At 58.2% G+C, this 13780-nt stretch carries 11 protein-coding genes; 3 read left to right on the top strand and 8 right to left on the bottom strand.

The window, feature by feature from the left end:
* Positions 1-53 precede the first annotated feature (53 nt).
* Positions 54-785 (bottom strand): hypothetical protein, encoded by a 732-nt coding sequence (locus tag HPS36_RS03705; protein ID WP_173228551.1) that lies wholly within the window; start codon positions 783-785, stop codon positions 54-56.
* A gap of 244 nt (positions 786-1029) precedes the next feature.
* Positions 1030-1629 (bottom strand): hypothetical protein, encoded by a 600-nt coding sequence (locus HPS36_RS03710; RefSeq protein WP_173228552.1) that lies wholly within the window; start codon positions 1627-1629, stop codon positions 1030-1032.
* 39 nt (positions 1630-1668) lie between these two features.
* On the opposite strand from HPS36_RS03710, the gene HPS36_RS03715 reads away from it, so the two are divergent.
* From HPS36_RS03715 to HPS36_RS03725, 3 genes are all read left to right on the top strand, one after another.
* Positions 1669-2388 carry a hypothetical protein gene (locus HPS36_RS03715; RefSeq protein WP_173228553.1) on the top strand — a complete coding sequence of 240 codons (720 nt, stop codon included), beginning with the start codon at positions 1669-1671 and terminating at the stop codon, positions 2386-2388.
* Positions 2389-2446: 58 nt separating this feature from the next.
* A complete protein-coding gene (locus HPS36_RS03720) occupies positions 2447-3463 on the top strand; it encodes a hypothetical protein (protein WP_173228554.1) in 1017 nt (338 codons plus the stop codon).
* A gap of 75 nt (positions 3464-3538) precedes the next feature.
* Positions 3539-4483: a HalX domain-containing protein gene (locus HPS36_RS03725; protein WP_173228555.1), complete on the top strand. Its 945-nt coding sequence runs from the start codon at positions 3539-3541 to the stop codon at positions 4481-4483.
* Positions 4484-4504: 21 nt separating this feature from the next.
* Here the strand turns inward: HPS36_RS03725 and HPS36_RS03730 are convergent, their stop codons facing one another.
* From HPS36_RS03730 to HPS36_RS03755, 6 genes are all read right to left on the bottom strand, one after another.
* Positions 4505-5659, bottom strand: a complete 1155-nt coding sequence (locus HPS36_RS03730) for a S24/S26 family peptidase (RefSeq protein WP_173228556.1) — start codon at positions 5657-5659, stop codon at positions 4505-4507.
* 936 nt (positions 5660-6595) lie between these two features.
* On the bottom strand, positions 6596-7564 hold the full coding sequence (gene uppS / locus HPS36_RS03735) for a polyprenyl diphosphate synthase (RefSeq protein ID WP_173228557.1): 969 nt from the start codon (positions 7562-7564) through the stop codon (positions 6596-6598).
* Between the two features lie 393 nt (positions 7565-7957).
* Positions 7958-9193, bottom strand: a complete 1236-nt coding sequence (locus tag HPS36_RS03740) for an ABC transporter permease (RefSeq protein ID WP_137694967.1) — start codon at positions 9191-9193, stop codon at positions 7958-7960.
* Positions 9190-9915 (bottom strand): FtsX-like permease family protein, encoded by a 726-nt coding sequence (locus HPS36_RS16850; RefSeq protein WP_235681732.1) that lies wholly within the window; start codon positions 9913-9915, stop codon positions 9190-9192. Before HPS36_RS16850 ends, HPS36_RS03740 begins: the two co-directional genes overlap by 4 nt.
* 503 nt (positions 9916-10418) lie before the next feature.
* Positions 10419-11123: an ABC transporter ATP-binding protein gene (locus HPS36_RS03750; protein ID WP_137717621.1), complete on the bottom strand. Its 705-nt coding sequence runs from the start codon at positions 11121-11123 to the stop codon at positions 10419-10421.
* A gap of 34 nt (positions 11124-11157) precedes the next feature.
* Positions 11158-13686, bottom strand: a complete 2529-nt coding sequence (locus HPS36_RS03755) for a PGF-pre-PGF domain-containing protein (RefSeq protein WP_173228558.1) — start codon at positions 13684-13686, stop codon at positions 11158-11160.
* Between the last annotated feature and the right edge of the window lie 94 nt (positions 13687-13780).

Raw genomic sequence — 13780 nt, forward strand, 5'->3', positions numbered from 1 at the left:
TCAATTCGAACGGTTTAGTACTGAGAGCGATGTCGTGGGCAGCCTGCTGGTTATTAGTTGGTCGTCGTTAGGTCAGTTTCCGTTCCGACGACGATCTCCTGAACGAGCGTCGTTTTGGCTCGACTTTCCACGTCGAACGGGTTCCCGCTCGGATTTGCCGCCTGATTGATAGCCTTGACAACCGGATCTGGTGCGTCGACGACGAGATCGATTGCTAACGTCGCACCGGCCGGGATCTGCTTGTAATTTTGGGGGGCGTCTGCTTGGCTTGAGCTCCCGGGGGAGATGTCGGTTCCGTCATCGCTGCTGATACCATTTGAGTCAGTTGTGTTTACTTGAAAACTGTACATTCCCTGAACCTGTTTTTCAGTGACTTGACCGTCTCCAGCGGTTGTGTTATCACCGTCGACGACGATGGTGCCGAACGTGCTAAATCCGAACCCCACACTGACGGGCTCCGTACCGTTGTTTTCGACGTCAAGCAGATGAGTCAACGACTGGTTAGAGGCGCTGTTACGCGTTGCCACGTTGACATTTAGACTATCACTTTGCGTGTCACCCGTGACGTGCGCCTGCGGGAGGTCACTGGCGTCCGAGATGCTGATTCCGGTATCCCCTTGATCGTACTCGGTGCTACCGCGGGTGACGTTCAACTCTTGAACGGTATACACTTGGAACGCAGCGGTGCTCGCGCTCGTACTTTGTAGTGCTGCCGACGAGAAGACCGCACCACTCCCTGTTGCCAACGCTCCGAGTCCGACGACCATGCTGCGTCGCTTAACCATGTGGCTTCCACCTACTCGTTTACTGTAGGGGTGTCCACTTAGTATTAATTCACCTGAAACGTTTGAAGGGCTGGCCTGAACCGGAACGCAACTTCCAGATACGGTTCAAGCAGGGCTTGATAGCTGAAAAAGAGTCCTCAATTCGATATACAGAGGCCTGATAGCTCTCATCGACCATCGAACATGAGTTGAGGTATCACGCATCCACCGACGAATCCGGTCCGATCCTCTCAGCGATCGGTCACTACTCCTCGACCGCAGAAATCTCCAGCGTGACGCTCGACTCCTCGGGAAGTTCTACAAGGTCGCCGGGTGCTTCGTCGGGGATCAGGTTCACGACCATCCCAAAGGACACCGTGTCGCCGGCGTCGAAAGTCTGGTCAGAGTCAGCGAGGAGGGTCGTCCGTCCTTGCGCGTCCGTCTCCGTCGGCTCGTCGGCGGAGACGGCCCGAAGCGTCTCCGCGACCGCTTCGCTCGACTGGTTCGGATTGTCACCGGATGGCGAAAACGAGAAGGCGAGTCGGTCGTACGGCACATCGCCGTTGTTCGTCACCTCAATGAGTTCCTCAAATCGGGAGATCGCTCGCTGGTTCAGCTGTTCGATCACGACTGCCTCGACCTCGCTGTCGTCGTCAGTCCTGACGTACTCCTCGCCCGCGCGGCCAGGGCTTAAGGAGAGCTCCGAGGAGACGACCACCCGCAGATCCGCGGCCGCGGTCGTGCCGGAGAGGAACGATGCAGAGCTGACGACGGCACTACCGAGCGCCATCGAGGCGAGGCCGAGCGTGGTCTGTCGTCGCGTGGGCATCGTGGTTCGGAGCGGAGGTTGCTGCTCGGACGACACTTCGTCGCTCGACCGCTTTGTATTGAGGGGCTTTCCGCAGTGACCGCGGGAGCCCGGAAATGTTCCACTTGTTCAGCCCCCGCGATACGCGGTTCAAGGGCACCGATACCGCAGTTCGGACCGGTACTCCGGTGGTTCAAGCAACTCAATACAAAGTGGGTAAAGCCACATATAGAAGACATGGCAAGCAGACGCAGCGTCCTGATCGGATTAGGTAGTTTAGTTGCGGGCGGCGGCGCAGTCCTTGGTACCGGTGCGTTCGATACAGTGACGGCACAGCGGACGGTTTCGGTCGAAACGACCGGCGACGCAAACGCGCTGCTGGCGCTCACACCCGTTGACGACGACGGCCCGTACGTCGACGACTCGGGCGACACGATTCAGCTCACGCTCGGCGACGCGGACGGGAACGGACTTAATCAAAACGCCGTGACGACGTTCGACGAACTGGTCAGCATTACAAACAACGGAACACAGACGGTCGACTCGATCACCTTCACGATCGACGTGACCGGTGCGGGATCCGATGAGGCCAACACAGATCACGAAGAGGCGTTCGGCATCGTCGCCAACGGTGAGACGATTGCGGCGACGGGAGACACGAACATCCTCTCTGACGACTACTACGACACGAGCCTTGACAGCGGAGAGGCCGTCAACTTCGGGGCCGAAATCGACCTGCTCAACGGCGACATCTCGGATCTCACAGACGGAGCGACATTCAATCTCACGATCAGCGCCGAGGCGACCGACAACTGAGTGGCGTTGGTCCTTCCGGACCTCGGTGGGCGCAGGGATCCAGTTGGACTGACTCCTAATGCCAACCAGACGCACAACGGTTATCACGCTTGGAACGCTCCTCGCCGGCGGCGGCGCGGTCCTCGGCACGGGCGCGTTTGACACGATCGAGGCCGAGCGGTCGGTCTCGCTGGAGACCGCCCCCGACTCCAAAGCCCTCCTCGCGTTCGAAATCATCGACGACGAACACGTTAGCCAAACGAGTGGAACGATCGACTTCGACCTGATCGCTAGGGCGACCACGGCGTTTCGAGAGCTCGTGAAAGTCAGGAACAACGGGACGCAACCCGTCACCTTGCTCCGCTTCGAGTTCGATGTCACCGGCGGCGATCAGTCCCCAGGCGACGTCGAGGACGCCCTCCGGATCGTCTCCGGCGATGCGACCATCGACGCGGTCAACGAGGCGAATCTCCTCGCGATAAGCGACGCGGGTGACGCCGGAAACAACGAGCTCTCGCCGGGGGAGGCAGTCCCGTTCGGGGTCGAGGTCGACCTGACCGGCGACGTCACGGAGATCACCGGCGACCCGGAGATCACGCTGACGATCGTCGCTGACACGGGCGGCGAGAGCGAGACTGGCGATGGCAACGAAAGCGGGGAAGGCGATCCCGAACCCGGACCCCCTACCTTCGGGTACGTCGAGGGACCGAACCGGGACCCGTCGGACACGCCGTCGAGAAGCCTGACGTTCACCATCGAGAACACGGGCGGGGCGACGACTGTCGTAGGGTTCGCAGTGGATATCGACACTCCAGGGAACAGTCCGTCGCCCGGGGTATTCGATGGATTCGAGATTGAGCCGGCCGCGGCCGGCGAGCCAACGGTGGACGAGAGCAGTACGGACGACGACCTCGCGGTCGGTGAGGACATCGAACACGCTGGCTACGTGATCCCATCCGACTCGACCGCCGCGTACACAATCGAGACGTTCGACCGCGATCCGTCGCAGAACGGCGAGCTGTCCCTCAGGGTGTTCACGACGGGAGGAGCGTTTTCCCTCCCGCGGACTGGGTTCGAGTCGCTCGGGAACGCGTAGAGGGGTCGTCGTTCCGTGGTCCGCCGATTCCCTCGGGCTTATGACGCCGACGCCGCAAACCGGGATACGAATCGGATGGTCCGCGAGGCCGACGCGACGGTTTTGATAATCGAGGACGACCGCGAGCAGGCCGAGGAGTACGCCGACTGGCTGGACGACTACGACGTCCGGCTGGCCGCCGGCGAGCGCGCGCTCGACGCGCTCGAGGAGGTCGACGTGATCCTCCTCGACGGCGACCTCCCCGACCCGCCGGCAGCGGAGCTGCTCGGCCGGATCCGCGCGCGCCGGCAAGACTGTCAGATCGGGCTCCTCTCCGGCGTGAGCGTCGGCGACGATGTCCTCCGTCTCGACATCGACGAGTACGTACCGCGACCGCTCGACCGCGACGAGCTCCGCGAGACGGTCATACGCCTCGTCGACCGCGGCGCCGTGTCGGACGCGATCGAAACGTACCTTTCGCTCGTGGCGCGGCGGCGACGGGTGGAGCGACGGAAAGACGAGACAGAGTTAGCAGACGACGAGCACTATCAAGAGCTGACGGGTGAGATCACCGGCCGCCGTCGGCAGATCGACACACTGCTCGCTGAGATCGACGATTCAACTGCGAGACGGGGGAACGGCGAGGACGAACCGCGCGTCGCGTCACGGGTCGCGGACATCGAATCGGCGGACCCCGCTGTCGGTCGAGCGTTGTACCGGACTCGTCCCCGTGAGTTCTACGCACTCTGGTTGCTCGCCGCACTCACCTACGGCGTGGGCGACGTCGTTTCAACGCTGTACGCCACCCTTGCCGTTCCAGGAGCCATCGAGGGGAACCCCATCGTCAGCGGGCTGTTGAGCGCCGGCGGACTCCCCGGATTCCTCCTGTTGAAGCTACTCGTGTTGTTCGTGTTGATCTCTATCAGCGTCCAAGGCGCGCGACAACGCGAACGGTTCTCGTACTACTGGCCGCCGGTCGTCGCAACCGGGATCGGACTGCTGCTCACCGGCTGGAACCTGCGGCTGGCAATTGGCATGTGATTGTTGTGGACTACGGACCGTTCACCGCCACCGTCGAAGTATCCGCCGGATGCGATCAGAAAGCGATAAGTCACGCTTTCGGTCGCGGAACCGAAACGGCGAGAGTCCAACGGCAGACACATACACTGCGGTAACCATGGCGATGATAACCGCGTTGATCGCGACGACGGCGACAAATGGATGAACCGAGTGAAGCGAAAGGATGACCGACGCCGGAAGGAACTGGACATACTGCCACTCAGAGACGGACCTGACGTATGCGCCGGTTTCTGCTGGGGCGTGGAGCGTGACCGTAGTCGTGGCTGTCTTCCCCCGCTCGGCCACGAGAGAGTTCTGTGCGACATCGACGCCTGTGCTTGCCGCGTCCACGACCGCGATTCGGGGGATAGGTCCATCGTTGGTGAAGTTGTACGTGTACTCGACGGAGCCCCCCTGCTCGATAACAGTCGGGTCAGAACTTGGTGTCTGTGAGCTCACGATCGTAATGTCGTTCGTCCCTGAGGGAATCACCATGCTCGCTGTTGCCGGTATAGCGATGAGAAGGAGGATCGCGATCAGCACGACTACGGCGCTCGTCTCGCTACGCCGTTCGTGCGAACGATCTTCGCGGCCCTGCCGACGGTTTCTTCCGCCGACGGCCTCGGCGGCGAGGCTGTACCCCAAGAGCAACAGCCCGACGAGCACCATCGACGAGCCCACGTCGCCCTCGGCTAGCCCACCCAGTCCAGGAACACCGGAGAGAGCCGAAGAAGCCGCCGAGAAAGCGCCTTGGATTGCCAACACGGCCACACCAATTCGCGGAATGACAACGACATCGCCGCCCACCTGAAGGGCGACCGCTTTAATCTGTGAATCCTGAACCGGTGGTTCGGGGCCATCCTGATCGGTGAACGGATTGGCGTCACCGCGCGTGATATATCCTTGTTCAGTCTCATCAACAATCCGGTGTGTCGTCAAGCCGCCTCCCTGAAGCTCCTGCGCCTCAAACGTCACGACATCGTCTTCGCCGATATCACCGGCGAGCGCTGGTGGCACGGCGATGAATCCATCGCCGGGCGCCATGTTCGCTGGCTCAGCGTTCATACTGCCGGTCAGTACGAACCCGAGCACGATCGGCTGGCCAAGCTGTTGGCCGACGAGCATGGCGACCACGAGGACGACGAGGAGGGCCGTCACACCGGATCCGGCCAGCGATCGGAGATTCATTGTGGCGCGTGCGGGGTAGCGACGCTGGGTTAGTGATAAGACCGTCTCACGTATATGTGGTTCGACGGACCACCTGTCGGTTGATATCCTCTCAGCCCTGAAGAGGTGGCTTTCGCTCGCAACGTGGCAGTCACGAACCTACCACTGGTGGCGGCCAGAACGGAGGACCACACGGGAATCGCACCCACAAGAATGTGAATCGGGAAGCCCCGAACGAGAAAGATGGAGTAGCCAACACGGAGTCGAGTGTGGCCGCGCAACGAGTTGCTCCGCTGAGAGGGATCTCGCCTGGCAGTTTCGGAAAATAAGTCAGTAGACACATACACAATTTTATACAATAACATCTAAACAAAATGGTTCGATATTTAACACATGATAACAATATATCAGTATGCGGAAACCACGGGTCCGCGATGAACAGAGAGTCCCATCATCGACGCAGACCTACGAGAGCAACGCCAAATTGCTTGGACTCCTTCTGTGGACCCTGGTTGTGGCTCAGATGTCTGTGTTTATTCTTCTTCGCGACCAGCTACGCATCCTCTCTCCAGGACAAATAGTGTCGCTCCTATTCAGTATCGGTAGTGTTGTTGCGGTCATGCTGATCGCTTGGCCACTGCTGTATCGATTACTCAGTGGGTGGCGTCACACAGATCACGATGTAACCGATATTCTCTAAACAGTCCAAACGTCGGGCGAAATCCAGAAGGACCCAATACAGAAGACTGACTGAGAACTATTCACTCGTGGGAGACTCACCTCTAATGAGGTCGGGTCACAGAGCTCTTACAGACGGTATTGTGCTAAGGATCGAAATTAGGCCCACCATATCAGTGGCAAGACGAGAGTCAACGGCTTCAGCTATGAGAGAGACGTAATCCCGAAATTAACAAGCGTCAACATCCGTCAGTCGTTCGGTACAGACCGATCCTGGTGTGTTTCTGTATCTTCAGTCGGGTTCCTCGTGTCGGTGCGAACGATGTCCACAAACCGTGCCGCCGTCTTTGCTGAAAGCTGATCACGAAGCCGTTGGATCAGGTGTGTTCGGCGCCGGACCTCCGTTTGGCTAACCGCACGAACGAGCGAGAGCGCACGACGGAGTTGAGTCTCCTGCCACGACTGCTCACGGGCTTCATACGTACGAATGGCCCGGGCAAATTCGACTTTACTGAATTCTGGCCAATACGGTGTACAAAAGTAAACGGCGGCCTCATTGCCGCTCGCATGCCACGGGAGGAAATTTGAGGTGCGTTCGTCTCCGCCAGTTCGGATAACTAAGTCGACATCCTGAACGGGCTGCTGATACAATTGCTCGCCGATCATCTCTGCCGTGATTTCCTCCGGTTTCAATTCACTATCCGCAACTTGTCGTGTGAGCCGCTGTGCTGTCCGCAACAGTTCATTTCGACCGCCGTATGCTAAAGCGATGTTCAGTTTGAGTGTGTCGTACTGTTGGGTTCGGTCTTCAGCGTACGCAACCGCATCGACCACGCGGTCGGGAAGCCGTTGGATTTCACCTAATCCGTGTATCGAGACCTCGTTATCATGAACCAGGTCAGCATCCGCAAACGAATACAATCGGTCCTCAATGAGATCAAAGAGGTCAGTGAGTTCCTCATCTGGTCGTGCAAAATTCTCTGTTGAGAAGGTGTACAATGTGACTTCAGTAATATCGAACTCGGAACACCAATGTAGCATGTCTTCAGTGGTCTCCGCACCGTGAGCATGCCCATCTGACGGATCAAGACCTCGTTCACGGGCGTACCGCCGGTTTCCGTCCTGGATCACAGCAACGTGATCTGGTGTCAGAGCAAGTGACTGCTTAATCTCGCCAATATAGATGTTGCGAAGCCACTGTCTCGCCCGCTTAAACATTTTGTGTGAGTATACCTCATCACGTGTGTTAATTAAGGTGTTCACTTGACATGGTGCGGCGGAGAATTACCGTACCCTGTGTGCTCACGGCTGATGCTGGTCGTCTGTGAGGCGAAACTGCCTTGCTCCAGTACGATTACGTCCCTGTCCATTTCGAAGTCACGGTAGAATACGGGGATGTCCACACAGTCACATCGGCCTCGCTGTCGAAATACAGACTCACCGTCGTTTGAAAGTGGAGGTGTAGCGCCGTATTCAGCTCAGACCTGAGATTCAACAGGAAGTGTATGGCTTCAGGAGTTCAGGCCGAAGCTAGTGGGCTTTCACCTCGCTACCGTGAACACAGCCACAGTTCTGTGGGGCCGACGCGAGACGCATGAAGATGCGAGCCAATTAATTAATCAAGCCGCGAGCGGACGTCACACGAGTAACACGCCACACTCCCAAGATTCCTCCAAGCAGTGCGAATCCACCAGCAACAATTCCACCAGCAACGTAGGCATACCCTGGCACCTGGACGAGTCCCTCGAATCCGGTCACAGTAAACGCAAGCTGGTCAAGGGCAGCCGCAAGCGGCGGGGTAAAAGCGATGCCCAGAAGATATCCTCCGAAGGCAATACTGACTGCTTGGACGATCGCAATACCAGCAATACCACGCCGAGTTGCCCCAGTGGCACGGAGCACAGCAAACGGTTTGCGCTGGATGTACACTAACGATAAGAGCAGATTCAATGCGAGCATCCCACCAGCAACTACACCTAACACCACAAGGCTCGTACCGGCAGCGAGTACAACCGCCTGCTGTTGGAGTACTTCGACGAACTGCTCTTGATTCGTGCGGAATGTATACTCGGGATATGCGGTGGCAAGGTCTTTCCGAACGGCCTCGCGGTCGGCACCGTCGACAGTGCTGATGGTAATCAGGGTTGCGCTATCATCATACGCATTACCAGTAAGCGTCTGGAGTTCGCTCAGCCGCAGGGTAACAGTGGATGTCCCCAAGAAATTCGAAAAAGTGGGCGAGACCCCCACAATTTCGAACTCGTGAGCGCGGGCACTCGCAATGGTCCCACCGACGTGGATGGAATCTCCGACAGTCACGTTGTGTTGCGCGGCAAACTCAGGCGAAACCAGCGCTTGATGAGTGAAATTCCCGCTGTAATTGCCATCAGCGTAGTGTGTATTTGGACCAGTAAATCCCTCGCCGGCTGTTATGCGGACGGAACCACCTGCTCCTGGTGTTCCGCTGCCAACAATCGTCTCGAACTCTTCACCGTCAGTGCTGACGTAGACAACTTGGAATGCCAGTGGGACTGCTGTTTGGACATCCTCGTGTTGTTCGATCTGTGTAGCGACTGTGTGTGCGTTTGGAACTGGATTTTGGAAGCCGCCAACAGAGCCGGGCGCGAGATTGATTGGACCGCCGGTAACCCACAGATCACGGTCTGCTTCGTTGAATAACTCATTTCCAGTTTCGGTGACGCCCGTCCCAACACCAGCAAGCAGGGTCACAGATAAGACGGCAAGCGCAATACCGATGACAGCAAGGACAGTTCGGGTTTTATCCCAGCGTAGCTGTCGAAAGGCAATCCATATCTGCCCGAAAATCTGTCTGAGTCGTGTGTTCATGAGCGGGTGAGTGCTGCCAACACGTCTGTCTGTGTTGTGAGGTACAACGGGTACGGAACAGCAAGCACGCCGACCGCGACGGCTGCGGCCAGCGCATACAGGATGATACCGGGTGTGAGTGTCGCCAGCGTCGTAACACCGACAAACTCCGCGATAGCGACGTTCAGACCAACAACTCCGACACTCCCGAGAGCAACACCAAGCAGCCCGCCAAGCACGGCAACAGTAACCGTCTCCGTAATGACAACCAGGACCCGAGCCCGTGCCGAGAAGCCGACAGCGCCGAGGATAGCGATCTCTTGACGGCTCGCAGTTAGCTCTAAGCCCATCATTGTCGCGACGAACGCGACCCCAATCCCCCCAGCAACAACAGTGGCAGCCAGCGCCATCGCGAGCGGTAAGCTCGTGGCCGATGTTTCTGCGCCAGTCAGCCCGACACGTGAAACCACGCTCGTCCCCGGATAAATATCAGTAAGCAGTGAGTGAACGCTGGGGTCAGTCGTACTCACCAGAATCTGGTCAGCGGTATCACTGCTGGTCTGGCCCGTGAGTGTTTGAAGTTCAGCAAGCGGCATCACAACCGCTGGCACCTCACCCACGCCAGCGTCGAGATTCGTGTCTGTCACGTGGGAGACGGTCCCAGTTCGGGTGCTCCCACCGAGTGTGAGTTCATCCTGTTGTGTCACGTTGAGTTCAGTGGCAACAGCAGGGGAGATGACCATCTGTCCTGTCCACGGCCCAGCGTATGACCCGCTGTCATAATGGACGTATGAGTCCGCTAATGGAGTCGTATTGAGTCCGGCAACATGTCGCCCGGATTCGGGGATCACGCCCAGCGCGAGGACATACGTCTGCTCGTCGGTTGCTGGGTGCCGAAGCTGAATCGGGGTGATCGCAACGGGAGTGACGTAGTCAATCCGTGAATCCGCGCGTAACTGGGCCGTAATGCGATGGACCTCGCTCAGTTGGGCTCCCTCTGCGTTGAGTGGGACGCTCCCTGCGCCCGACTCGTCAGGGACGATCCAGTAGTCGATATCCTCACTCTGGACGGTTGCGCCACCAGCGAGCCCCGCTGACAGACTCGTGACAACGACCAACAAGGCGACCGCAAGGGCAACACCGGTGATTGAGACGAGTGTGCGGCCGCGCGCGCCTGTTCGGAGGCGCCCAACAACGCGTCGCACACCGAGGCCACAGACCCCTGCCAATTGACGTAGCCGGCTACTCACGTCTCTCGGCGTCCATCACGCAGTTTGATCACGCGGTCTGTTCGGGAGAGGGTATACTCATCGTGTGACGCGATGACGACGGCCCGGTCCGTAGCAATATCAGTCAACACATCAAGCACCTGTTTGCCGGTCTCGCGATCGAGTTCGCCGGTCGGTTCATCAGCAATCACGACCGCTGGATCCGCAGCGAGTGCCCGGGCGATCGCGACGCGCTGTTGTTCGCCGCCGCTTAACGAGCCGGGGCGGTGTTTGTGACGCCCGTCGAGGCCGACCGCGTCAAGCAACTCCGTGGCGCGGTCACGCCGTTTGCGACGGCTGTCACCGGCCTGAACAAGCGGCAGCGCGACGTTTTCAACAGCGGTGAGCGCGGGCAAGAGGTGAAAGCGTTGGAATACCATCCCAATATGCGACCGGCGAAATGCGGTTCGTTCACGCGACGAGAGGGTTTGGATTGAGGTTCCGTAGATCTGAATATCACCGGCCGTTGGCGTATCAAGGCCTGCGAGCAGGTGAAGCAGTGTGGATTTGCCGCTGCCACTCGGTCCCGCAACCCCGACGACCGACCCGTGTGTGATTTCACACGAGACGTTGTCGAGCGCCGTCACGGTGGTCCCGCTCGTCCCGAACCGGCCTGTGCTGCCGTCGTACCGACGGGTCACGTCCGAGCAGACGACCGGGGCTGAGCTGTGCTGAGTTGCCATGTGGAGGGCGGGTGAAAGAGTCGTGTGTTAGCGACTACTCTTGCTCATTGACGAAGTAGTAGATGAACCCGCCGGCAATCAGAAGGCCAAACAGGAGGGCAACGAGAGCGATGCCGATGTTCCCGCCGTCATCGCCGTCATCCCCACCAGTACCATCGGTACCGTCAGTACCGTCGGTGCCATCTGTATCGGCACTCACCACAGAGACATCACCGGCGCTGACCGCGTTGACGGTGACTTCGAAGTCACCTGTTTCGGCGACGCTCACCTCAAATGTTTCCTCCGTGGTTTCACCACCATCAATGGTCACCGTTCGCGTCTCAACGACGTCTCCGTCAACGAGCACTTCCAACTCGGTTTCTCCGGTCTCATCACCGGTATTTTCGACCGTCGCTACGACATCGAACGCCTCATCGACCGTAACTTCGGTTGCGCTGAGGCTAGCCTCGGTGACCGAAAGGGAAGCGGGCTCAACTGCCGTGATTGCGAACGTGGAGAAGCCAGGCACCTCAGCCACGAACTCGCCATTGCCGCGGTGCGTCGTCTCGAAGCGTTCCCACGCACCCCGTGTCTCGTTGTACCGCTGGAGTTGGACGTTTTCCGGAGCCACGTCGTTTTCCTCAAGCCGCTCGAGGTCAACCGTGAAGTCCCACTCAACACTGTTGTAGTCCTCATCGGTGAGGTTCCCTGCGTCCACGTCGACGTACGTGAAGGGGGTGCCAGTCTCAACCGGCGGTGCCGTTTCCGGCGGATCGTCGCTCGTCGAGACGTTCACGGAGAAGGTGTCGCGATCCTGTGCGAGATTCACCGTGAAGTTCCGGACTGAGGCCCCGTTCCGGGACACGTTCCGGCCGACACCGAACCGGGTCGGCGTATTCGCGCGGATGTTTTGGACCGTGACTGACGCGCCACCCTCACGCTCAACAATCGTGAGATCCTCCGGCGCTGGTTCGACGACCTCTGGTGGCTCGTCATCAGCAGGTTCGTCGTCGGGATCACTGGGATCATCGTCGTCATCATCATCGCCGGGGCCGGGACCCGGACCCGGACCCGGACCGGAGCCGGGACTCGTATCGATACTATCGACGATGTCGATGGTGGTCCGGCTCGTGCTGATGTTGCCGTCTTCTTGATCAGCGGCAATATGGAGCACAGTATACTCACCAGTCTCCCACGCATCAAGCGTCTCAACCTCGATCGTCTCCTCCCCAGTGGCGTTGCCAATGGCGGTCATCGAGGCATTAAGCGTTGTATCACCAACAGCGTTGAACGTGGCTGCGTCACCAGCCTGGTCGCGAACGTTGAATCCATCGACAATCGCATTCCGAATATCAAAGAAGCTGCTCGCTTGCTCCTCAGTACTCACGGTGCCTGAGAAGCGGCCAGCCGCAATCTCCGTACCAGAGATTCTGACATTTGGCGCGACGTTCGCAACACCCTGAATCTCGGCGATTGACGAGTTGACTGTAACATTGCCAGTCCGTAGGTCACGCGAGAACTCATCGTCGATGATGATCCGACTGGAGCTTTGACTAAACGTACTCTCGTCCATCACGACGACAGCGTGTGAAACATCGCCGTCCGCAGCAAGGTTAGCCGTCGCATCTACGGAGACATTGGTACCTGCTTCAACCTCACCATTTGTCGTGGCGACATCAATTGTCGATGCCGCTTCTTGAGCAGTGACAGCATCAACTGAGAGGGCGGTCGTTCCGTTGAAGAACGGCCGATCATCGCCTGCTTCATACACCTCGCCACCGACATGACCGATTAAAAGGTACGTCCCTGCCTCGTCGAGGTTAATGGTCGCTTCTGCCTTCCCATTATCAATCACGCCTCCAGATGTAGTACTGAATTCGGTGAGATTCAAGAACTCTTCAGAAGTAAGTGCTTGCTCAAACCGCTCTGTCGTCAGCGTCTGGTTCGCTTCAAACGAGTCGGCAAACTGCTCGAACTTCTCAGTCCCATCGAAGAAGTCACGAACTGTCCCGAACCGCACCTCGTTTTGATCTTGGACAGTCTGATTAAAGTCGTCGTACCCATCGACGTCTTCAAGCGCTCGCTCGACTTCTTCAACCGTGACATTTTGAGCGTCAAGGAACACCTCTGTCGTATCTCGCTCCGCATCGATCCGAGTAACAAGGACCTTAAATTCTTGTCCATCGAATTTGTACGTGTCTGCCAAGTTTTGCGAAGATAATTTGAAAGAAATTTGTGTATCTTGGTTGAACACCCCCTCTTGTGCGGTTCCAATTTCAATGAATGCTCTCGGGGTGTCCAAATTTACCGTTGGGCTATCAATGAGTGTAGCCGCGTTACTCCGATCAACAACCGCAGGCCGAAGCGGGGCTCGTTCCCAAACAGCTAATTCATCGGTGATGTTTACCGTTTCAACGTCGTGCGTAACCACTGGATCCCCCGGCTGAACTGCGGCCGGCGTTCCTGTTTGCGTGGCGCCGCCTGTTGCGGCAAGCGCTCCCCCGACGAATGGCCCCATCAGTGAGGTAATCATGATGAGGCTGAATAAAATAGCGAGTACGGTCTGTCTCGCTGAACGTGTCATGGATAGTAATTTTTGGCATTCGGTTTATATCTTTCCTACTTGTCGGGGTACTATGAATTAGCCTCACCTGAAGCATCGCTCACAAGCAACGCTC

This window comes from Halorubrum salinarum, assembly GCF_013267195.1.
Classification (GTDB): Archaea; Halobacteriota; Halobacteria; order Halobacteriales; family Haloferacaceae; genus Halorubrum; species Halorubrum salinarum.